The organism is Tichowtungia aerotolerans (assembly GCF_009905215.1).
Taxonomy (GTDB): domain Bacteria; phylum Verrucomicrobiota; class Kiritimatiellia; order Kiritimatiellales; family Tichowtungiaceae; genus Tichowtungia; species Tichowtungia aerotolerans.
The window spans coordinates 385,873-406,788 of sequence record NZ_CP047593.1 but is presented as its reverse complement, the minus strand read 5'-3'; the positions used below and the strand labels follow the sequence as shown (position 1 = coordinate 406,788).

19 protein-coding genes are annotated in these 20,916 nt (G+C 52.4%); 12 read left to right on the top strand and 7 right to left on the bottom strand.

Going from position 1 to position 20,916, the window contains the following annotated elements; all coding sequences use genetic code 11:
- Window positions 1-36: 36 nt before the first annotated feature.
- Entirely contained in the window at window positions 37-648 is a 612-nt protein-coding gene (locus GT409_RS01655) for a response regulator (protein ID WP_160626304.1), read from the top strand.
- Window positions 645-2,393, top strand: coding sequence for a hybrid sensor histidine kinase/response regulator (locus tag GT409_RS01650; RefSeq protein WP_160626301.1), 1,749 nt, complete (start codon window positions 645-647; stop codon window positions 2,391-2,393). Before GT409_RS01655 ends, GT409_RS01650 begins: the two co-directional genes overlap by 4 nt.
- Here GT409_RS01650 and GT409_RS01645 read toward each other — a convergent pair whose 3' ends face one another.
- Window positions 2,394-2,708 carry a type II secretion system protein gene (locus tag GT409_RS01645; protein ID WP_160626299.1) on the bottom strand — a complete coding sequence of 105 codons (315 nt, stop codon included), beginning with the start codon at window positions 2,706-2,708 and terminating at the stop codon, window positions 2,394-2,396.
- Between the two features lie 178 nt (window positions 2,709-2,886).
- On the opposite strand from GT409_RS01645, the gene uvrB reads away from it, so the two are divergent.
- Both uvrB and GT409_RS01635 read left to right on the top strand, forming a co-directional pair.
- Window positions 2,887-4,929: an excinuclease ABC subunit UvrB gene (gene uvrB / locus GT409_RS01640; protein ID WP_160626297.1), complete on the top strand. Its 2,043-nt coding sequence runs from the start codon at window positions 2,887-2,889 to the stop codon at window positions 4,927-4,929.
- Between the two features lie 196 nt (window positions 4,930-5,125).
- Window positions 5,126-6,031, top strand: coding sequence for a tetratricopeptide repeat protein (locus tag GT409_RS01635; protein ID WP_160626295.1), 906 nt, complete (start codon window positions 5,126-5,128; stop codon window positions 6,029-6,031).
- A 2-nt stretch (window positions 6,032-6,033) separates the two neighbouring features.
- Here the strand turns inward: GT409_RS01635 and GT409_RS01630 are convergent, their stop codons facing one another.
- Genes GT409_RS01630 through GT409_RS01615 form a run of 4 tightly spaced genes read right to left on the bottom strand, consistent with a single transcriptional unit; the run spans window position 6,034 to window position 10,734 of the window.
- Window positions 6,034-6,732 (bottom strand): SDR family oxidoreductase, encoded by a 699-nt coding sequence (locus GT409_RS01630; RefSeq protein WP_160626294.1) that lies wholly within the window; start codon window positions 6,730-6,732, stop codon window positions 6,034-6,036.
- The gene (locus GT409_RS01625; protein ID WP_160626292.1) at window positions 6,732-8,195 is read right to left on the bottom strand and encodes a leucyl aminopeptidase; all 1,464 of its coding nucleotides are present in this window, start codon (window positions 8,193-8,195) and stop codon (window positions 6,732-6,734) included. The genes GT409_RS01630 and GT409_RS01625 overlap by 1 nt, the downstream gene beginning before the upstream one ends.
- Complete coding sequence (locus GT409_RS01620; RefSeq protein WP_160626290.1) at window positions 8,195-8,524, bottom strand: cation transporter; 330 nt, start codon at window positions 8,522-8,524, stop codon at window positions 8,195-8,197. Before GT409_RS01620 ends, GT409_RS01625 begins: the two co-directional genes overlap by 1 nt.
- 38 nt (window positions 8,525-8,562) lie before the next feature.
- The gene (locus GT409_RS01615) at window positions 8,563-10,734 is read right to left on the bottom strand and encodes a hypothetical protein (RefSeq protein ID WP_160626288.1); all 2,172 of its coding nucleotides are present in this window, start codon (window positions 10,732-10,734) and stop codon (window positions 8,563-8,565) included.
- A gap of 145 nt (window positions 10,735-10,879) precedes the next feature.
- On the opposite strand from GT409_RS01615, the gene GT409_RS01610 reads away from it, so the two are divergent.
- The 8 genes from GT409_RS01610 (at window position 10,880) to GT409_RS01575 (ending at window position 18,675) form a co-directional block, all read left to right on the top strand.
- Window positions 10,880-11,242 carry an Hpt domain-containing protein gene (locus GT409_RS01610; protein WP_160626287.1) on the top strand — a complete coding sequence of 121 codons (363 nt, stop codon included), beginning with the start codon at window positions 10,880-10,882 and terminating at the stop codon, window positions 11,240-11,242.
- Complete coding sequence (locus GT409_RS01605; protein WP_160626285.1) at window positions 11,239-12,876, top strand: ATP-binding SpoIIE family protein phosphatase; 1,638 nt, start codon at window positions 11,239-11,241, stop codon at window positions 12,874-12,876. Before GT409_RS01610 ends, GT409_RS01605 begins: the two co-directional genes overlap by 4 nt.
- On the top strand, window positions 12,873-13,607 hold the full coding sequence (locus GT409_RS01600) for a sugar transferase (protein ID WP_160626283.1): 735 nt from the start codon (window positions 12,873-12,875) through the stop codon (window positions 13,605-13,607). The genes GT409_RS01605 and GT409_RS01600 overlap by 4 nt, the downstream gene beginning before the upstream one ends.
- A 21-nt stretch (window positions 13,608-13,628) precedes the next feature.
- The gene (locus GT409_RS01595; RefSeq protein ID WP_160626281.1) at window positions 13,629-13,973 is read left to right on the top strand and encodes an STAS domain-containing protein; all 345 of its coding nucleotides are present in this window, start codon (window positions 13,629-13,631) and stop codon (window positions 13,971-13,973) included.
- A 21-nt stretch (window positions 13,974-13,994) separates the two neighbouring features.
- A complete protein-coding gene (locus tag GT409_RS01590) occupies window positions 13,995-15,425 on the top strand; it encodes a glycosyltransferase (RefSeq protein WP_160626279.1) in 1,431 nt (476 codons plus the stop codon).
- Between the two features lie 208 nt (window positions 15,426-15,633).
- On the top strand, window positions 15,634-16,887 hold the full coding sequence (locus GT409_RS01585; RefSeq protein WP_160626277.1) for a diaminopimelate decarboxylase: 1,254 nt from the start codon (window positions 15,634-15,636) through the stop codon (window positions 16,885-16,887).
- 289 nt (window positions 16,888-17,176) lie between these two features.
- Complete coding sequence (gene dapA, locus GT409_RS01580) at window positions 17,177-18,043, top strand: 4-hydroxy-tetrahydrodipicolinate synthase (RefSeq protein WP_160630028.1); 867 nt, start codon at window positions 17,177-17,179, stop codon at window positions 18,041-18,043.
- A gap of 194 nt (window positions 18,044-18,237) precedes the next feature.
- Window positions 18,238-18,675: a CBS domain-containing protein gene (locus tag GT409_RS01575; protein ID WP_160626259.1), complete on the top strand. Its 438-nt coding sequence runs from the start codon at window positions 18,238-18,240 to the stop codon at window positions 18,673-18,675.
- A 72-nt stretch (window positions 18,676-18,747) separates the two neighbouring features.
- Here GT409_RS01575 and GT409_RS01570 read toward each other — a convergent pair whose 3' ends face one another.
- Together GT409_RS01570 and GT409_RS01565 are read right to left on the bottom strand one after the other, a co-directional pair.
- On the bottom strand, window positions 18,748-19,632 hold the full coding sequence (locus GT409_RS01570; protein ID WP_160626257.1) for an enoyl-ACP reductase FabI: 885 nt from the start codon (window positions 19,630-19,632) through the stop codon (window positions 18,748-18,750).
- Window positions 19,633-19,719: 87 nt separating this feature from the next.
- Complete coding sequence (locus tag GT409_RS01565; protein ID WP_160626255.1) at window positions 19,720-20,787, bottom strand: hypothetical protein; 1,068 nt, start codon at window positions 20,785-20,787, stop codon at window positions 19,720-19,722.
- Window positions 20,788-20,916 lie beyond the last annotated feature (129 nt).

The window sequence follows — 20,916 nt, the reverse complement described above, 5'->3', positions numbered from 1 at the left end:
TTCCAGTAGGCTAAGTTCGATTTATATGGAGTGCCTATGCGTGTTTTGATTGCAGAGGATGATAAAGTGACCCGAATGCGGCTTGAAAAGGTGCTGAGCCAGTGGGGTTTTGAAGTGGAGGCTTTTCCGAATGGAGATGCTGCGTGGCTGCGGCTTTGCGAGCCTGATCCGCCGCGGATGTGCATTATTGACTGGCTGATGCCGGAGATGGAGGGACCGGAGCTTTGCCGCCGGGTTCGTGATAGATTTCCGGAAGAATATTTTTATCTGATCATCCTGAGCGCCCGACAGGGCGTTGATAATCTGATTGAGGGATTGAATGCAGGTGCCGATGATTATGTAACCAAGCCTTTTGTCGGACGCGAACTGCGGTCTCGAATCGATGTGGGCGTTCGGGTGATTGGTTTGGAGCGCATGCTTGCCAAAAAGGTGCATCAGCTGGAGTCGGCTCTGGAGGATGTGAAACAGCTGCGCGGCCTGCTTCCGATTTGTTCCTATTGCAACAAAATCCGGAACGATGATGACTACTGGGAGCAGGTGGAAAGTTATATCACACGGTTTTCGGATGTTGAGTTCAGCCATTCAATCTGTCCGGCCTGCTATAAGAAGCATGTGGAGCCGATGCTGAAAAAGAAAGAGGAGGCATGAGCCTGATCAGTCCTGTTTACAATGTGTGTGGGTCCGCTGCTCTTCCGGTTATGTATGACTCGGTGGCGCTTCATTATATGGCTCTATGGACTTTTGTCTGCGGTGCGGCACTGGTTTGGGGAGTCGTGCATCTGCGGCGCAATGCAAGCATGCGCAGGAGTGCGTATGGATGTGAACAGGCTCAGGCTCAGTTGCGACAGGTTTTGCAGCATTCGCGTGAAGCCATTTATAAATATGATATCAGGGCACAGAAATTTGAATTTCTGAGTCCGGCCTGTTTCAGCCTTACCGGTTTGACCGCCGAGGAGCTGGACGCATTGAGTTTTAAGGACAGGCTTCAGCTTATTCATCCGGATGATCAGGAAACTGTTTTTCGGTTGATGTCGGAACTTCAGAGTCGTTCGAAAGCAGATGATTGGCAGGGAGTGATTGAGTATCGCTTAATCCATAAAGATGGTCTGTGCCGTTCGATGAGCGATCATTTGTATATCAGCTACGATGAGTCCGGAAAAGCGGCTGTTGTGAGCGGGTCGGTCCGTGATGTGACACAGATTACACGGCTTGAAGACAGCGTGCGGATCTTGGAGCGTAAATTTCAGGAAAGTCAGAAAATGGCCGGGCTCGGGTTGCTGGCCAGCGGAATTGCGCACGACTTCAACAACCTGATGACGGTGGTGCTGGGAAATGCCGAACTGGCTCTGCTTGAGTGCGGAGGAACAGATGACAGCGTTCTCGATGAGATTAAGAGAACGACTCTGCGGGCCGCTGAACTGGCGAACCAGATGCTGGTTTATACAGGGAAGACCACATTGGTTGTCAGCAGTATCAACCTTTCCTCCGTTGTTCGGGAGATGGGCGCATTGCTTGATGTTTCGATTTCCAAGAAGGTAAAAATTGAATACTGCCTGAAAGATGATATTCCGTTCGTTCGGGGAGATGTGTCTCAGATTCGCCAGGTGGCTATGAATCTGATCACCAATGCCTCGGAAGCCATTGGAGATCGTGAAGGTGTGATTGCCATCAGTATTCACAAGGTGCATCTGAGAGCGGGCGAGCTGAAAGATGTGTATCCGATGGGCAGTTCTCCGGAAGGACCCTATGTGCGTCTTGAGGTTTCTGATACCGGTTCCGGGATGGATGAAAAAACCCGTCAGAAAATTTTCAATCCTCTTTTCACCACAAAGGTCAGTGGTCGGGGGCTTGGATTGGCGTCACTTCTGAATGCCGTTGAGCGCCATAACGGATCGGTGGAAGTAAAGAGTGATCTCGGCAGAGGGACTGTTTTCCGAGTGTATTTCCCGGTTGAGAAACAGGCGCGGGAAGATGAAGTCTGTATTTTTGGCGGAGAGGCTTCCGATTGGCGAGGGTTCGGAACAGCTTTGATTGCAGATGACGAAGAAGCCATTCTGGATGTAACCAATGCACTCCTGGAGCGGTTGGGGTTCCGCGTACTGACTGCATCGAACGGAATGAAGGCCGTCGATCTGTATACCGAATATGCCGGCGATATCACATTCCTGCTGATGGATGTGAATATGCCGGGCTTAAACGGGCAGGAAGCTGTTATGAGAATCCGGCACATCAACCCCAAAGTGCCCGTGCTGTTTATGAGCGGGTATCCGCGGGAAGAGGTGATGGCCCGTTTTGAGCAGATCCCGCACACCGGTTTTATTAAGAAGCCGTTCCAGAACAACGGGTTGGTGACTGCGGTTCGAACCGTCCTGGAAGCATCTCCCGGTGAGTAATCATGGGTATTTTGCGGAAATGCCGACATTGTTCAGGATAATCGTATCTCCATTAACATCGAGATCGGTCTGGTATTCAATCCTTCCGCCGATATAGTACTTGATGTCGTCCCAGTTAACGGTTGTGCCCGCCGGCTTGTTATTGAGCAGTGCCCATTGGTCTTTCGCTGCATTGACCGTGTCGATGTTGACCTCTTTAACCTGTTCTTTTGCTCCTTCATGGGAGTGGAGCAGAGCGGGAATTCCGATTGCTGAAAGCAGGGCGATGATGGCGACAACCATCATAATTTCGATCAGGGTAAATGCTTTTTTCATAACTCGACTCTCCTTAAATAGTATTTGTGTAAAATAGCAAAGCCTGTGCCAAACAAACAGTAAAATAAGCGAACTCAAACACCTCCTGCAGCACAAGAGTGCCCAATCTTTGGAAATACCGCAGATTGTTTTGTGCTGTGGCTTCCAACCCTTGGAAAAACGACGTATTCTACAGGCAATGAAGTATCCTTATCAGCTTGTTTCGGCTTATAAACCGACCGGAGATCAGCCTGCGGCGATTGATGCTTTGTGTGCAGGACTGGAAACAGGGCGGCGTTTCCAAACCCTGGAAGGTGTGACCGGTTCGGGGAAAACCTTTACAATCGCAAATGTCATTGCCCGCCAAAAGCGGCCTGCATTGGTGATTTCGCATAACAAGACTCTGGCGGCTCAGCTTTATGCCGAGCTGAAGTCCTTTTTTCCGCATAATGCCGTAGAATTCTTTATTTCCTATTACGATTACTATCAGCCTGAAGCTTATATCCCTCAAACAGATACATTTATTGAGAAGGATGCCTCAATCAATTCAGAGATCGAGCGGCTGCGGCTGGCGGCAACCGACAGTCTGCTCGGTCGTGATGATGTGATTATTGTTGCCTCAGTTTCCTGTATTTATGGTCTTGGTTCGCCGGAAGATTACCGCGAAATGGTGCTTTCGGCGCATGCCGGAGAGACCTTTGGGCGGGATGATGTGCTCGAAAAGCTGGTCAGCATTCAGTATGACCGCAACGACTATGAACCGCAGCCGGGAACCTTTCGGGTGCGCGGCGATACGGTTGATATTTTCCCTTCCTACGCGACGCATGGAATTCGGGTGGAGTTCTTCGGAGATGAAGTGGATTCGATTAAACGGATTGATCCTTTGACTGGAGAGATCGAGGAAAACATGGATCGCATCACGATTTCTCCGGCGAAGCATTTTGTGATGCCCGCCGAAAAACTGGAGCCGGCAATCGCTCGAATTGAGGCAGAGCTGGAGGAACGGGTGAAATGGTTTGAGCAGCGCGACAAGCTGATTGAGGCCCAGCGCATCCGGATGCGCACGGCGTACGATATCGAAATGATGCGTGAGATCGGCTATTGCGGAGGCATCGAAAACTATTCCCGCCACCTCGGCGGCCGGCAGGCGGGCGATCGGCCCGCCTGCCTGATCGACTATTTCCCAGATAATTTCCTGACCGTTATCGATGAGTCCCATGTGACGCTTCCTCAGGTTCGAGGCATGTTTAACGGAGACCAGGCTCGCAAGCGGACCTTGGTTGAACACGGGTTTCGTCTTCCGTCTGCGCTGGATAACCGTCCGCTTGAATTTAATGAATTTATGGATATCACCGGGCAGATGATCTTTACGACGGCGACGCCAGGTCCGTTCGAGGTTCAGAAATCCGGGACTCCGGTAGAGCAGGTGATTCGTCCGACCGGCATTATCGACCCGCCGGTTGAAGTTCGTCCGCTTTCTGGGCAGATTGACGATGTCATGGAGGAAATCCGCTCGCGCGCCGAGCGTGGCGAGCGGACGCTGGTGACCACGTTGACGAAACGGACGGCCGAGGATTTGACTGATTACCTGAAGAAAGTCGATTTGCGCGTGCAGTATCTGCATTCGGACATTGATGCCATTGAGCGGGTCGAGATTCTGCGCGGATTGCGCAAGGCGGAGTTTGACTGCCTGATTGGGATCAACCTGCTTCGCGAAGGCCTCGACCTGCCGGAGGTATCATTGGTCGCCATTCTCGATGCGGATAAGGAAGGCTTTCTGCGTTCCGAAACCGCGTTGGTACAGACTGCAGGCCGTGCCGCTCGCCATATTGAGGGCCGAGTGATTATGTATGCCGATAACATCACCGGCTCGATGCAGCGAATGATTGATGTCACGAACCGCAGACGTGAGAGACAGATGGCTTATAATGAGGAGCACGGTGTTGTGCCGCAGGCCATTCAGAAAGAGATTGCGGACAGTCTGAAAACGCTGAAGCAAGGTGCGGAAGAAGTCGAGGAGATGGTTGTTTGTGAGACGGGGGAAAGCTATGACGTCAATCAGGCAATCCGGGAAATTGAGCAGGAGATGCTCGATGCAGCTGCCAAGCTGGAGTTTGAGCGGGCGGCACTTCTTCGTGACGAGTTGTATGAGCTGAAATCACAGCAGGAACCGACAGCCCCGGCGACGAAAGGAGCGCGGAAGCTTTATGTGGGTCGTAAAAAACGATCGACTCGTCGCTAAGCAAAGCTGTCTGCGAATGAATCGTTTTGGGTGAGCATTGCTGATTTTTCTTTTCTGTATCTGGAAATTTTTTAACAGAAAATGATTGATGACTATTTCTTCGTGATTAACATCTGGCGCCAGTCCTAATGGGTTTTGTTTTAGGGGATTTGTTAATTTATGAGGACAGGTGCCGGATCTCGGCTCCTGTAGAGGTATGGTCAATCGTTTTTTCTTCAAATATGTTTTAGGGTGCCTGCTCTTTTCTTTCGGGACTTCTTTTGCTTCGCCGAATTCGTCTGTTGAAGACTGTTTGGTTTCGGGATCCGCTGCCCAAAAATACGAACTGGCTGTGCGTTGGCTTCACCGTCCTGAGTTATGTCTTGATTCATCTGATCCGGTTGAGTTGCTTCAGTCTGCTTCTAAAGAGGGCCATATAATGGCCACGGTTCGTTTGGGCTCTCTTTATCTTTCTGGCAGTGGAGTTGAGCGATCCACTAAAGAAGCTTTCGGGCTGTATCGCAAGGCGATTGCTGCCTTTCTGTTCCGGATGCTTTTGAAACCGGCCTTTTGGGTTTTCTCCGTGGTGCTGGCGGCGGTTATTGTGTTGAAAAGTCTATGTTGTATTTTAAGGAATCGAGGATGGCTGGTTTGTAAAATGGCAGGATCCGGTGATCCGATTGCGCTGTACAAAGCAGCCCTCCGGTATAAGACCGGGCGCGGGGTGTTGAAGGAGCGTGCAAGAGCACTTAACATGTTAATGCAATCTGCTGAATCTGGATTCTCTCCAGCTCAGGTCGAAGTGGGGCATTATTATCGCGATGGTATTATTGTTCAGCAGAATCGAGTTAAAGCTGCCGAGTGGTATTTGAAGGCCGCAGACCAGGGAGAGTCCGGCGGATTATATTTTGCTGGTCAATGTTATGAGTCGGGAGCCGGGGTTCCTTCTTTTCTTCCCAAGGCATATGGCTTCTATATGCTTGCCGCGGCCCGAGGCCATCGATCTGCTGGAGCTCAGGCCGACGGGCTGTTGACCAGAATGACAAAAATGCAGGTTAAACAAGGACTGCATTTTGCCCGGAATCATGCTGAAGAAAAGGGGTTTGACTGGTTTTCTGGGTAGCCTCAGCCTGTCAAATGCTGGCCGCCATCGATGAAAAGCGTCTGGCCGGTGATGATGTCGGTTTCCAGAAGATAAACAACCGCATTTGCAATGTCTTTTGGCGCAGGACGCTTATCGAGCGGGATTACGCCTGCGGGTTCCCAGGTGGTGTCATCCTTTTTGTCAGGCGGTGGAAGGACTGCGCCGGGAGCAATTGCATTCACTGTAGTTTCGGGGGCCAGCTCCAGTGCAGCCAGCTTGGTCAGTTCTTCGAGACTTTTCTTGCTCAGCATATAAGGTACATATGCGGTGTCATGACTGGTGATGCGTCGATCAAGCAGATTGATGATTTTTCCGGGCCGCTTCTGTTTTGCAAATTCACGGATGAGCGTCAGCGGCGCAAACAGGTTCGGCTGGAGTTCTTTAAGCACCGCCTCCTGAGTGGATTCCCTCAGGCTGCACTGGTGAAACACGGCTGCGTTATTAACGAGGATGTCCAGTGGACCGAACCGCTCAGAAGCCTTCTGGATCAGGTTCTCGCATTGCGCCGGATCATCCAGATCAGCCTGGATCACATTCGGCCCCAAAGCCTTCGCTGCTTTTTCTGAACTTCGGAAATGCACAATCACCTCTGCGCCCGCATCGGCCAGTGCTTCAGAAATTGCGCGACCGATCCGGACTGCACCTCCGGTAACTAACGCTCGTTTTCCGTTAAGATCCATCAGAGATTTTTAATCCATTCAATCAGCGTGCGTGCGCCGTAGAGCGTGGCTCCGGGAGCCATCCATGGTTTCGGGCTTTCCACCCATGCGGTTCCGGCAATGTCGATGTGCGCCCACGGAATATTTTCGGGCACAAACTCACTCAGGAATGCTCCGGCGGTAATGGTGCCGGCGGTGCCGTCTTTTCCGATATTCTGCAGATCGGCGAAAGTGCCCTTCATTTGGTCTTTGTACTCCTGCCACAGCGGCAGTTCCCAGAGGCGTTCGCCTGCGGCTTCGGCGGATTGCGTCAGCTTTTCAGTGAGGTTGCTGTTGTTGCCGATAACCGCCGATGCGGTGTGGCCGAGCGCGACAATGACTGCGCCGGTTAATGTTGCCAGATCCACCACTGCCGCGGGTTTATGCGTCAGTGCCAGGTCGAGCGCATCGCAGAGTGCCAGCCGACCTTCGGCATCAGTGTTGAGAATTTCGATGGTTTTCCCGGAACGTGATTTGACGATGTCCCCCGGGCGGGTGGCGCCGCCGCTGGGCATGTTCTCTGCGACAGTCAATATGCCGATTACAGGAGTTTTCAGTTTGAGGCGGGCAACCATCTGCATTGCAGTCAGCACCGCCATCCCTCCGCATTTGTCGTAGAGCATCCATCCCATGTTCTTGCCGGGCTTGAGCGAAATTCCGCCGGAATCGAAGGTGATGGTTTTGCCCACCAGCACAACCGGTTTGGCTTTAGGGTCGGTTCCCTTGTGTTTGAGCGTGATGATTTTTGCGTCCAGATCGCTGCCTGCGGCCACGGCGAGCAGAGCGTTGCAGTGCTGTTTTTTGAGTTCCGCCTTGCTGAGCACGGAGCAGGTGAGTCCGTTCTCTTTTGCCATGGAGCGAGACCAGCTGGCGATTTTTTGCGGCGTGGCGATATTGCCCGGCAGATTGGCAAGATCGGCGGTGGAAAGAAGCGCTTTGCTTTCGGCGTCAGCGTCGGTCAGCGCCTTGCGGAAGGCGGCTGTGTGCTTAGTGATGCCGGAGAAAGTCAGCGAGCAGGACGTGCCGGTTTTTTTGCCGGTTTTGAACGTGGTAAAGCTGTACGTTCCCCAGGCTGCGCCGCGCGCGACTGCGTGGAGGGATTCAGGGCTGTTGTTTCCCGGACAGGCGGCTATGGCGAAGTTTTTTGCTCCGGCCTGAATGCCTGCGCGTACAGCCGCCGCCGCGCGCTCCAGCGTCTCCATGCGAAATACCTTATTGGCTCCGAGGCCTGCCAGGATAATCCGCTCTGCCTTGATTTTTCCAAAGCTTGGAAAAACCGCTGTTTGCAGGGCGTCGCCGCTGAACTGATTTTTTTTGATTTGTTCAGTCAGCAGTCTGGAGAGTGCTTCGGGTTGCTCAGAAAGAGGTTTTTTGTCTTCGACGAATACGATGAGCGCGTCTTTTGCGACGGTGTCGGCGGAGCGACTGGTCAGGCAATATTTCATTACTGAAGCTCCTCGGGAAGGCTGGCTTTGGCTTCATCCGGAGCGGGCCAGTACGGCAGGCTGAAGCCTGCGTGAACGATAGTGTATTCGATGTTTTTCAGGTAGAGCATGCGTCCGTTGAAAACAACGGTCAGGGTGTGGGTTTCCAGGTTCGGTCGGATTTCCTGGATTCCGGGCAGTGTTTTCAGAGCTTTGGCGATCAGTTGAACTCCTTCGTCAGACCGGAGCTGTTCAATCTGAAAGGTTTCTGTCCGGATGTCATTGCGGTGGCAGGCCGCTGAGAGCAGTGCTGCGACGAGAAAGATTGAGTAGAGAAGCTGTTTTTTCATATCGCTGAAAATAATAGGGAATGGCGTTGGGGTAAACCTCATAATCCAAGGTCATTCATTTCCGGAAGCATATAGGCCCGTTTCCATTTTGGTGGTTTCGTGAATTTTTCTTCTGTCAAACGCAGGTATTCATAAGCCAGGTCAATCAGGTCTGTTTGATTGGGGTTTCTCAGTTTTGCTTCATGGATATCGATGAAGTCATTGTATCGGCGAATCGCCAGATCAAATTTTTCATTCATTTGCAGAGACAGAGCGTATCCGAAAAGGGCTGATGGGCTTTCAATCTTTTCGTTCAGTGTTTTCAGGTACAGCTTTTCCGCTTCGGCGGGGTTTTCTGTAAGCATCATCAGGTTGGCTCTCAGGAAGCAGGAGAGCGGATTGTCCGGATACTGTCGGCAGATCTGCAGAGCTTTGGTTAAGTTGCCCTGTTTGTAGTTGAGGGCTGCTTCGGACATGCGGGTGGCCTCGTTGGCGGGCCGGATCGGGTGGTACAGCAAGTGTACGAGCAGAATAGTAATGCCGACCCCAATGATAATACGCAGGTCGGTTGCATCGAAACGAAAGCGGTGGGCCCAGCGCTGCAGGGTTTTAACTGCCGGAGCATTTTTGACGGCTTCGCGCTGAAATTCCTTCTGAGTGGTCAGGATCAGGGCTGCTGTGATGGGGCCGAGAGAAAAAATGTGTTTTTCGGAGCGTTCTTCGTGAGCTTCGTGCCGGGCGGTATCAATACGTTCCCGTTCGAACCATGCTGCGAATCCTTCGCGTGCCCGGCGGACAAAAAGCATCAGCAGGGCCCGGCCGTCATCGGAGCACCGCAGGGCGTCAAAGGCCATAAACTGTTGAATGGCCGGGAGGTGCGTCGTGTCATCAATTTGTTCTTTTTTCCAGCTGGATGGGTTATCGCGGCCGGGAAAACCATGGGTTTCTTCAAAGTTTTCGAGCAGAGGGCTCTTGAATTGAGCAGGGAGGTCGGGGCGGCACAGCGGGGTGAATGAACCGAAAGAGGGTTCATGGAGAATGTGTCCATCTTTCCAAACATTGGAAAATGCTTTGGTTTCCGGGTTCCAGAAGACGCTGGTCAGGGTATGGGTCAGCTGTGCGTGTTCTTCGTTCAGCTGATCTATTGCGGTTTGGGCATATTCGTTTTTCCGGCAGAGGCGCAGCAACGCCTCCAGTTCTCCCATGAGCATGACGGTCAGGTCGGGAGTGGCTTTGTTGCGCTCAAAGCTGTTCGGAACAAATACCTCCATGTCACTTTGCCAGGCGGGAATTCGGTCGCGGTGGGGATCGTAGTAACGGAGAGCCCACTGCATGTATTTACGCATCGCCGGAAGATGTTTTTTCAGCAGAGCTGAATTCGACTCTTTTTGCCAGGCCAGCTCAAAGCTTTGGATCATCATGGGCCACGGAGCAACGGACGAAACGGCTCCCTGGTCGTTGATCCATGCAGGGAATCCCCCTGATGGAAGCTGAAGCGCAAGAGCCGTCTGCACCAGCTCAAGTGCTGTTTCCGGACAGAGCAGCAGCCATGCTCGGGTCAACGGATAAAGCTCGTTCAGGGAAAAGGTTTCGTTTTCGAACCCGTCTGATGTGCTCCAGACTCCGTGTATTGACGGTGTGCGGCCTCGCAGTCGCTGGTGCAGGGTTTCCGCGGCCAGTGCGACCGGCGGGTTGTGGCGGGGGTTAATGCTGAACAGTTTTGAAATGCGTTCGCGCTGTTTCGTTTCGTCTGCAGCGATGGCATCAAAATTCTGGTCGAGGGCTTCTTCCGCTTTTGCAATGGCCAGTTCGTCGGGGAGATTTCCTGTGATCAGAACAAAGCGGGATTCCTTACAGAGCAGCAGGGTGTTGTTGCCTGGTTTTCTGATCCATGTTTCGCCGGCAGTCGGCGAGGATTGTTCACTGCCTGATAGTTCCGGCATTGGAAGTCCGGTAACCAATCCGTTCAGGATTCCATTTCCGGTTGAAAATGCAGTAATGCTTTTGTTTTTTTTCTGTTTGCGTATATGGATCGAAAGACCGTTATGAAACAGCCGCGAGCGTAATGGAAGAGACGGTTTAGTCAGCTGCAGCGTCCAGTCGGAGCCCGGCGTTGTAATTGCGCCCGGAATGTTTTGGGTTATGAAACGTACAGAATCTTCCGGTTCGGAGCAAAGCCGCCAATCCGGCTCCCATGGAACAGCAGGGTAATCTATAGATACATTTTGCATAAACAGTCCTGGTATCTTGGCGTAATGAGCGTGCGGCTTCAATCTCTTGCTTTTAAATTCCCTGTTCGGTGAAAGGCTTGCCTCTCTTCTGTAAAAAGGGTTATCCTGCGCACCTGTATTTGACGATCAGCAATAAGGTGAAAGTATGACAGCAATCCCGCGCGCAATCGAGATGGTTCGTGAACTGGTTCCTGACCTCGACGGCAGAATCAGCCAGTTCGAAGTTGAAACCTTTGAGATGGATCAGGAACTGATCGGTGCTTTTTGTGAAGAGCTTGCCCGGGTCGGAGGAGACCTGCAGGCCGGATTGGATGAATCGGACGAGGAAAAGATCCGGGTGGCCGCGCATTCTGTGAAAGGGATGGGGGGGACCATGGGGCTTCCGGAGATTTCTGTGCTTGCTCAGGATATTGAGCTGGCGGTTCGGTCCGGAGATCAGGATCGAAGCAAAACCCTCTGCCTGGCTTTGGTCCAGTGGTCCCGTGAATTTGTTACTGCAAATCAATGAGTAACCCTTTGGCAGATCAGGCTTTGGCGCGCTCTGTACCGGATTTTTCCAGAGGGGGGTTGGGTGGAACGGTTCTGGTGGTGGATGATGAGCTTCCCAATCGCCTGTACCTGAAAAAGCTGCTGTCATCCTACGGTTGCGAAGTGTTGATGGCTCCGGATGGACCAACAGCTCTGGAGACTGTGCATATCCAGCGTCCGGATTTGGTGTTGGCCGATGTTGTAATGCCCAATATGGACGGCTTTGAGCTGTGCGGAGCCATTAAAGAGCTGTCCGCTACACGCGACATTCCCGTGATCATGGTTACCGCCAAGGGTCACATTGATGACCTCAAAAAAGGATTTGATCTCGGGGCCATGGATTATATCCGGAAGCCTTTTGATGCCCGGGAGTTGGTGCTCCGGGTAGGGAATGCGCTTGCCTTGAAGCGCAGTCGGGAGGCTCTTGCCCGCTGGAAGCGGCGAATGTCCCATGAACTGGAGCTGGCCGGAGCCATTCAGCAGTCGATGTTTTCAGATACTCCTTTTTTTTCCAAGTCATTTGAAATTCGGGTGAAGTACAAAGCATCGATGGATATTGGCGGGGATGCTTTTGATGTGCTGGATCTTCCGGACGGGCGTTGCTGTGTTTATCTGGCCGACGTATCCGGTCATGGCGTGGCTCCGGCCATGATTTCGTCGATGCTGAAAGCGTCTGCGACCGAACTGATCAGCTCTTTTTATGAGCGAGGACCGGCCTATATCTGCAACGAACTACATGTTCGTCTCTGTGCGGCGATTAACAATCCAGCGTATTATGCAACCATGTTTATGGCTCTTTATGAGCCGATCCCCAAACGATGGGTCTGCATGAATTGCGGTCATCCGGATCCGATACTTGTGTGTGGAGAAAAGCAGGTTCCCTTTCCGGCGGGCGGCGGCGGAATTCCGGTAGGTCTGGCGCTGGGCCCTGATCGCCCATACGACGAGGGCGATCAGACAATACTTGAGCATTGTGAGAAACTGAAGATGCTGCTTTACACCGATGGATTGAGTGAGGCGACTCATCATGAAACCGGCGAAGAGTGCGGCGAAGAGAATCTGCGCCGGTTTTTTTCTCAAGTGCTGTCTGATTCATCGAAGGTTGAAAAACCGGAGGCGTTGCTGGACCTGATTGAAAGCGAGAATTATGCGGTTGGCAGCGATGATTGTACCGCAGTGGTTATTCGCATGACTGAGTCTTCCAGTGTGTTGCTTGAAACAGAGATTCCGGTGGATATGGATTCTGTTTCAATGGTTTGTGAGAAAATGGAGGAGCTGGTTCTGACGCATGAGGAAGAGGATATTGCGGCCCGGATCAGACTTGTTGCGATGGAGCATGCCATGAATGTGGTGGAACACAGCGGTTTGGATGCTTCCAGTGCGATTTGGACTCAGTTACTGATGGACGGCTGCGATTATCGTCTGATTTTTTCCGATGCCGGGCGGGAATGGGATCATGCCTTGGCTGAATCTGTAAATTTCGAACTTGATCAGTATGCAGAGGGTGGCCGAGGACTGGCTATTACCAATGTGGCGGCGGATTTTGTGGAGCGTTATAGACGGGATTCCAGGAATGTTGTAAGTTACCTTTTCAGGAGACAGTCTGACTCATGAACGAATCGGTCTATCAGGCTCGGCAGGAATTGTTTAAAACGCTGGATTTACCCGTTTCCAAAGCGGATGTGAAGCGTCTTCGCTGGCAGCAGCGCGTGCGCCTGCTGTTGTGGGAGGGAGCTTTAAGCAGTCTGCTGGTGATCAAAAGAGTGATTGATATTGTTGGCAGTCTGTCCGCTATTCTCATTTTTATGCCGCTGTTTCTTATGACGGCGTTGTGCATTGTGATCGAGGATGGGTGGCCGGTTTTTTATATGCAGTCACGCGTCGGCATGAATGGGCGCGTTTTTAACTTCTACAAGTTCCGCTCGATGCGTCGCGATGCCGATCGTATCAGAGAGCAGTTGATGAATCAGAATGAATCCAGCGACGGGGTGATCTTTAAGATGAAACAGGACCCCCGTGTTACGCGCGTCGGGCGTTTTATTCGCCGATTCAGTATTGATGAAACGCCTCAGTTTTTTAATGTGCTCACCGGAGATCTGTCCTTGGTCGGGCCGCGGCCGCCTTTGCCTTCAGAGGTGGCTCAGTATACGCTGGAGGACCGCAAACGGCTCCATGTGAAGCCGGGCCTGACCTGTCTGTGGCAGATTGGCGGCCGGTCGGAGATTCCTTTTGAACAGCAGGTTCACCTGGATCTTGAATACATCAACAGTCGCAGTATCTGGAACGACATTCGAATTATGTTAAAAACTGTACCTGCTGTCCTCTTAGGGCGCGGGGCGTATTGATAAAGAAGAGGGAGAGAAATCATGAGTGTAGCATGTACCAAAGAAAACGGGGCCGGTCTGATCAGCCTGTCGGGGCCGCTGACCGCCGCGACCGTGGAAGCATTTCGTGAACAGTTTGCCGCATGGCAGGCCGAAGAGGCTGCGGTGAAAAACTTTGTGTTTGATTTATCGGCCGTGGATTTCATGGACAGTGCCGGCCTGGGGGCCCTGATTGCCGCTCTAAAACGGATTACAGAACGCGGCGGTGATATGAAATTGGCGTGTCTTCAGAAAAAACCTCGCATGGTGTTTGAGATTACGCGGGCATATAAGGTGTTTGAGATCTACGACACGGTTGAAGAAGCGCTCAGCGCCGCCGGTGAATAGCTGCGCAGAACGTTTCCTGTGATGAGGGCAGTGTTTTATACAGGCAGCAGACAGCCATGGGCCGCCGTGTTAGGCGAGCGGCCCTGGGCCCTGTTGCCGGTTGGCAGCCGCCCTTTACTCACCTATTGGCTTGAGTTGTGTGTAGACCTTGGGATTACGGAACTGCAGCTGATTCTTGGCCAGGATGCCGAGCATATTGAGTTGTTTTGCGGCAACGGCGAAAAATGGGGCCTGAATATCAACTACAGCTTCATTCGTCCCGGGGATTCTCCGCAGGAATACCTCGCTCGTGATCCTGCGCGTTGGCGTGATGGTCTCCTGTATCTGTCCGGAGCGCTGTTCCCCCGTCGTTTGGCTGATTTCTCTTCGGACCGGCTTAAAGACCTGCTCCCCGGAGCCTGTTATACGGAAAATGGAAGTCCCGCTTTCTTTGTGAGTGACAATCCCGAAATGGTGGATGCATTTATTCGGAACGGACGATGCACCTGCCAGTCATGCCTTTTTCCGAAGCAGGTTGGGCTGGATATCACATTAATCCATGACATTTCCCAATACTATGATTTGAATATGACCATTGTGCGGAGCGAAATGGACCGCTATCTCTCCAGCGGCTACTCGTTCTCCGACAGTGCTGCGATCGGGTATAATGTCATCACGCCGCCATCGGTTTCTTTTAATCCGCCTTTGGCCATTGGCAACGACTGCCGCCTCGGTGCGATTTGTTCGGTTGGTCCGGATGTTGTTATTTCAGATCATGTACTGATTGATCGTCAGAGCGAATTGTCTGAGAGCATTATTCTTTCCGACACGTATGTCGGCCGGAATCTGGAAATCAACGGAAAGATCGTTGCCGGGAACCGCATTATTGATCCTGCCGACGGGAGTTTTGTCGATATCGAAGACCCCTGGCTGGTGGCCCATACTCAGTCGAAAAATTATATGCGTGATTTCCTGCGCACAGTTTTCGGCTGGGAATGCGCGTTGTTTTTAGTTCTGATTCAGTTGGTTCCGTTCATTCTGCTTTATACGGTTCTCCGTTTGCGGCGACTTGGAGTGTTCATTAAAAAACCGGTGTGGGGGATCGGCGGAAAACGGATTGTAACCTCCTGTTTTGTGGCAACCGATGTCGTGCCCAGCGTGCTGCTGATGATTTTCTATGGTGCTTCTCTGGATCGTTTTCCCCAGTTACTCAGCGTTCTTTCCGGGAAGCTTTGGCTTTGCGGTCAGGTCCCCAAAGCTTGCGGGTCCGATGGCTTCAACGAGGGAAATCGCTATTTTCCGGCCGTCTTCACTCATTCAGACGCATTTGCTGAGATAGATCGGCAGATGGATGCGCTCTATTACGCTCACACCCGATCACTGGTAACCGACCTGCGGATTCTTCGCCAGGCGTTGTTTTCCCGATTGCTTGAGGTTGAAGTGATCGCCGGTATCATCAGTGACCCGGTCTGATTTCCGAAAATATCGGGTTCAGACTCCACTTGTTTCTAAACTCTGGAAGTTTTTGCTTCATTTTTTTCAGGGATTGGAAAAGGCTGTGTGCTGTTTTTCCAATGATTGGAAGCAACGGCGCTGCGGCCTGTGTGCTTTTTCAAGGTCTGGAAAGACAGAAGTGTCCCTATGCAGTAGGGTTCCAGCCATTGGAAACCGGAGAGTATAAATGTCAGAAAAGAAATGCCCTTTAAATCGTGAACAGCTCGAAGAGCTGACTAAAGAATTTCCAACGCCGTTTCATCTGTATGATGAGGCCGCGATTCGCGCAAACGCCCGTGCGCTGAAGGCGGCGTTTGCCTGGAATCCGGGCTTCAAGGAATATTTTGCCGTCAAGGCGACGCCGAACCCATACCTGATGAAGATTCTGAAGAGCGAGGGGTTTGGGGCGGACTGTTCGTCGTATCCCGAACTGCTGCTGTCTGAGTCGATCGGTCTGAGCGGCGAGGAGATTATTTTTACGTCAAACGACACGCCGGCCTATGAATACAAAAAAGCCGTGGAGCTCGGGGCAATCATTAACCTCGACGACCTTACGCATATAGAGTTTCTCGAACAGTGTGCCGGAATTCCGGAACTGGTCTGCTTCCGCTACAACCCCGGTCCGCTCAAAGAGGGCAACGCGATCATTGGCAATCCGGAAGAGGCGAAGTATGGCTTCACCCGCGATCAGCTGTTTGAGGGCTATCGAATTCTGCGTGACAAAGGTGTGAAACGATTCGGTCTGCATACGATGGTCGCCTCCAACGAACTGGATGCGAAGTATTTCGTTGAGACCGCCCATATCCTGTTTGATTTGGTGAAAGAACTGTCGGCGGAACTGGGGATTGAGTTTGAATTTATCAATATCGGCGGAGGAATCGGAATCCCATATAAACCGGAAGAGATGCCTGTGGACCTGCAAATGGTTGGCGAGGGAATTCGCGAGCTGTATGAAGCGGCGGGATTCACGTCGCTGGATCTGCGGATGGAGTGCGGTCGCATGGTTACCGGTCCTTTCGGCTGGCTGGTCAGTCGGGTGCTTCACAAAAAGCACACCTACAAGCAGTATGTCGGACTGGATTCCTGCATGGCCAACCTGATGCGTCCGGGAATGTATGGTGCGTATCACCATATCACCGTGCCAGGAAAAGAAGAGCAGGCGCATGACTTTGTTTGTGATGTCACCGGATCGCTGTGCGAAAATAACGACAAGTTTGCCATCGACCGGGCTTTGGCGGAACCGGAAATCGGCGACCTCGTTGTTATTCACGATGCCGGAGCGCACGGCCATTCCATGGGCTTCAACTATAACGGAAAACTTCGCTCTTCCGAGCTGCTGCTGCGTGAGGACGGAACGACCGTCCAGATCCGTCGTGCGGAAACGGTCGAGGACTATTTTGCCACGCTGGATTTCAAAGGTCTGGAGACCTTTGAGGCGTGAATGGGGAGATAAAGAGTTTTCGTACCTTCATCGTGCGGCAGAAAGCCATGGGTTTTACAGGCTCGTATCTGCAGTTGTTGAAGAATTGTCTGCAGGTCTCGTTTGAGTTCTTATGAGCTGTAGGCACAGCTGGAGCTGTCCGTTCGACTTTGTCCCGTGAATGAAGATATTGTTAAGGAAGCCCTTGCACTTTGTGTAGAAATTGAAAAAATGCTAATTGCTTTGTCAGGAAAACTTCGGAGTCGGCACTGATGCCTCATGCCGATTACCTTAGCTTGGAGGATTTATGATGTTAAAAGGAGCCCATACAGCCATTATCACCCCGTTTAATGCCGATGAATCGGTTGATTACGGGAAGTTGCGTGAGCTGATTGATTTTCAGATTGAAAACGGGATCGACGGAATTGTGCCGGTTGGAACTACCGGGGAGTCTCCCACGCTCAATACGCAGGAGCACATGAAGGTGATTGAGCAGACCGTTCATCTTGTGAATGGCCGCGCAAAAGTGATCGCCGGAACCGGCGCCAACTCAACAGCTGAGGCGCTGGAGCTGACCGCTCAGGCGAAAGACCTTGGCATTGACGCCACCCTGCAGGTGACTCCGTATTACAACAAGCCCAATCAGGAAGGGCTCTACCGCCATTTTTCAGCGGTTGCGGACCTCGGCGTTCCGGTGGTGCTGTACAACGTTCCCGGTCGGTCCAGTCGGGAAATCGCCATTGAAACCGTCGCTCGGCTCGCGAAGCACCCTAAGGTGGTGGCGGTAAAAGAGGCTGGCGGCGATGTGGCGCGAGTGAAGCAGACGCTGGACGCCTGCAGCATCGAGGTACTTTCCGGTGATGACGGTTTGGCATTGCCCATGATGCGCGATGGGGCCACCGGCCTGATCAGCGTGGCATCGAATGTGGTTCCGGGCGTGGTAGCCACTCTGGTGCATACGGCGCTGGACGGCCAGTGGAATGCGGCTCAGCTGCTGCACGACCGCTATCTTCCGCTGTTCGATGCCATGTTTGTCGATACTAATCCCATTCCGGTGAAAGCCGCGCTGGCGATGATGGGCAAAACAAAAGAAGTGTATCGCCTTCCGCTTTGTTCCATGGAAGATGCTCTGAAAGAAGAGCTGAAAAAGGTGATGACGGATCTGGAGCTGCTGTAGTCCCCGGTGCATTGTTTGCTGAGGCCGTCCCGGAGTTCCGGGGCGGTTTTTTTATGCCTTGGCGACCGGGTTTTTATACCCCCCCCCCCCCCCTTGTTTTTAAAGATGGATAAGTTTTTCATCGGGCTTGATGGGCTTGCTGTTGTTCTTTATAATCATTCCGGTTTTGGAACAAATAACGAAAGGGGTATCTTATGTCCACAGTGAGCAAGGTGATTGGAAAGAAAGAATCCGGGATTTTGTCAGTCAGCCCGGACACTCCTGTTTTTGATGCCATTGAAAAAATGGCGAAAATTTCAGCCGGAACCGCGCTCGTGATGGACGGAAACCAACTCGTGGGGATTATTTCTGAGCGGGATTTTATCCGGAAACTATATTTGAAGAATAAATGCGGCCAGGGGGGGGCTGTAAAAGAAATTATGTCAGCCAACCTGACGACCGTTACGCCGGATGACGAACTCGACACATGCATGGGCCTTATGACTGACAAGCGGATCCGCCATCTGCCGGTGGTGGAGGATGGCACAGTGGCTGGCATTATTTCGCTGGGCGATATCGTAAAATATCTGGTGGATGAAAAGGATTTTGAAATCAGGAACCTCCAGAGCTATATCTCCGGTCCCGGGCTCTGACCTGCTCGGTCAATCCACAAAAAAAGCCGCCCGTCGACGGGCGGCTTTTCTTTTTCCAAGGGTTGGAAAAATTTACTGCTGGTGCGATTTCTGCAGGGCGCGCATGCGCTCCAGTCGTTCCTGGGCAGCTTTTTTCTTCTTGGCCGGCATGGTTTTGAACGGCTTTTCATGCTTGAGCAGTTCGCCGCCGACTGCGGAAGCTCCGCCGTCCACATAGATGGTCTGGCCGGTGATCTTCTTGGAGTACTCTCCCAGCATGAACACCACCGTGTTGGCGACCTCTTGTTTGTCGTTGATGACATCCCAAGGAAGCGGACTGATTTTTTTCCAGGTACGGGCCAGGTGTGCAAAGTGCGGAATCGACTTGGCCGCCTTGGTCGCCAGAGGTCCGGCGGAAACCGCATTGACGCGGACGTGCTCGCGACCGTATTCGCGTGCCAGTGCGCGTACCAGCGCTTCGAGCGCGGCTTTGTTGACGCCCATCCAGTTGTAGTAGGGGAACGCCAGCTGCGAGGCAAACGATAGCGTGACGACCGATCCGCCTTTGTTCATTTTCTGCTGTGCGAACTCGGCAACGGTTGCCAGCGAGGCGCAGCTGATGTGAAAGCCCTGTTTAATGTCTTCGAACGCATTGGTGTAGACTTTGTCGCCGAGACAGGTTTTCGGGTTGGCAAATCCGATGGAGTGAACCACCCCGTCGAGAGAGTCGATGCCGTCGAACAGGTTGCGCACTTCGTTTTCGATGGTGACATCGCAGTAGCGGATGTCCATCTCGTCTTTGATCTCCTGCGGAAGATCCGAGCAGCCGCGGTCGAAGAAAACCCGTTTCATGCGCTCGTTCTGTACGGTATAAATTACTTTTCCACCGAGATCTTCAATCATTTTTCCGGTGGCATAAGCGATGGAGTCTGTATTCAAAAGCCCCATCACAACATAGGTTCCGCCTTTTTTGATCATGCTGGTTCCTTTCCGCCCGGATGGGCTGTCATTATCGAAAGCGCGGGACTGTGCCAGACTCAGCGCCTAAGAAAAGCCTTTTGTTAACTAAAAATCGACCCGGAGAAGCGGGCAGGTGCTGAAACGGGCTTCCTGAACCGTATTCAAAAGGCCGATTTGCACGCCTTCCAGTCGTGAGCAATGGTTGATCAGCCCGATCTGCACGCCGTGTATACTTTGTGCGTGGTTGTAAATTGCGGAGAGCTGCAGGCCGTTGGCGTGTTCAAACACGTAATTCCACAGAAGCGAGGTCTGCCATCCGTTCAGCGATCCGGCCATGGTGCTGGCTCCGCCGATCTGTACGCCGTCGGATTCGCCGATGACGTTGGCCGCAATCCCGGCCAGCTGCAGGCAGCCTTTCATTTGGCCGGTTTCCGCGAGAATTCCGGACGCCTGCAGCAAGCCGTCTGCATCCAGTTCCGAGCGCGACAGAACGCCGCTGATCTGAACTCCTTTGGTCCGTTTGCTTCGGGCGGTCAGTCCGCCGATCTGTACGCCGCGGGTATCGGTTGATTCCGCGAACAGGGCGGCCAGCTGGATGCCGTTGGCATCCAGTTCGGCTTCGCTGAAGACCCCGCCAACCTGGACTCCGTTCATGTTCTCAGCACGGGCTTCAAACAGCCCCATCTGCATGCCGTTCATCAGAACCTCGCCGGTTTCGGACTCCGAAACCGCGGAAAGCCCGGAAATCTGGAATCCATCAACGCCGCGTGCTTTGCCGAGCAGGCCGGTCAGCTGCATGCCGTTCACGTCCTCTGCATCCGTTTCAACGAAGGCGAACTGGAAGCCGCCGACGTGTTTGGTCTCTGTGCTCCAGCCGGCAATCTGAATGCCGCCGAAGCTGTAGGTCTGTGCGCGGTAGAGTGCGAACTGAAAGCCGCCGGCGTCCTCGGAAACATTCCAAAAGCCGAGGTCGACACCGTGCATGTAGCGGTTTTCGACAAAAAAACAGTTCATTCGCAGTCCGTGCACACCGTATTCTTTCGGATAGAGGCAATGGTTTTCATCAAAACCGAGCTGAAACGGCGTGCTGACATGGGTAATAGTCTTTTCGGCCGGCATTGCTGCAAAAACAGACCCGGCCGTCAGAGCGAAGAGGAGAATTATCTTTTTCATAATGGACCGCTTTTTAGCACAGCTCTTTGAGTCGACACAAAAACAATCCTCGAGTCAAACGCTCCGGTTTTTAGTTTTCAATGGTTGGAAAAAGTGAGATAGCTTTTTTCAATACATTAGACCTGAGGC

Coding starts and splice junctions, on each gene's coding strand:
- GT409_RS01655 (WP_160626304.1), top strand. CDS start 37: ATGCGTGTTTTGATTGCAGAGGATGATAAAGTGACCCGAATGCGGCTT.
- GT409_RS01650 (WP_160626301.1), top strand. CDS start 645: ATGAGCCTGATCAGTCCTGTTTACAATGTGTGTGGGTCCGCTGCTCTT.
- GT409_RS01645 (WP_160626299.1), bottom strand. CDS start 2,708: ATGAAAAAAGCATTTACCCTGATCGAAATTATGATGGTTGTCGCCATC.
- uvrB (WP_160626297.1), top strand. CDS start 2,887: ATGAAGTATCCTTATCAGCTTGTTTCGGCTTATAAACCGACCGGAGAT.
- GT409_RS01635 (WP_160626295.1), top strand. CDS start 5,126: ATGGTCAATCGTTTTTTCTTCAAATATGTTTTAGGGTGCCTGCTCTTT.
- GT409_RS01630 (WP_160626294.1), bottom strand. CDS start 6,732: ATGGATCTTAACGGAAAACGAGCGTTAGTTACCGGAGGTGCAGTCCGG.
- GT409_RS01625 (WP_160626292.1), bottom strand. CDS start 8,195: ATGAAATATTGCCTGACCAGTCGCTCCGCCGACACCGTCGCAAAAGAC.
- GT409_RS01620 (WP_160626290.1), bottom strand. CDS start 8,524: ATGAAAAAACAGCTTCTCTACTCAATCTTTCTCGTCGCAGCACTGCTC.
- GT409_RS01615 (WP_160626288.1), bottom strand. CDS start 10,734: ATGCAAAATGTATCTATAGATTACCCTGCTGTTCCATGGGAGCCGGAT.
- GT409_RS01610 (WP_160626287.1), top strand. CDS start 10,880: ATGACAGCAATCCCGCGCGCAATCGAGATGGTTCGTGAACTGGTTCCT.
- GT409_RS01605 (WP_160626285.1), top strand. CDS start 11,239: ATGAGTAACCCTTTGGCAGATCAGGCTTTGGCGCGCTCTGTACCGGAT.
- GT409_RS01600 (WP_160626283.1), top strand. CDS start 12,873: ATGAACGAATCGGTCTATCAGGCTCGGCAGGAATTGTTTAAAACGCTG.
- GT409_RS01595 (WP_160626281.1), top strand. CDS start 13,629: ATGAGTGTAGCATGTACCAAAGAAAACGGGGCCGGTCTGATCAGCCTG.
- GT409_RS01590 (WP_160626279.1), top strand. CDS start 13,995: ATGAGGGCAGTGTTTTATACAGGCAGCAGACAGCCATGGGCCGCCGTG.
- GT409_RS01585 (WP_160626277.1), top strand. CDS start 15,634: ATGTCAGAAAAGAAATGCCCTTTAAATCGTGAACAGCTCGAAGAGCTG.
- dapA (WP_160630028.1), top strand. CDS start 17,177: ATGTTAAAAGGAGCCCATACAGCCATTATCACCCCGTTTAATGCCGAT.
- GT409_RS01575 (WP_160626259.1), top strand. CDS start 18,238: ATGTCCACAGTGAGCAAGGTGATTGGAAAGAAAGAATCCGGGATTTTG.
- GT409_RS01570 (WP_160626257.1), bottom strand. CDS start 19,632: ATGATCAAAAAAGGCGGAACCTATGTTGTGATGGGGCTTTTGAATACA.
- GT409_RS01565 (WP_160626255.1), bottom strand. CDS start 20,787: ATGAAAAAGATAATTCTCCTCTTCGCTCTGACGGCCGGGTCTGTTTTT.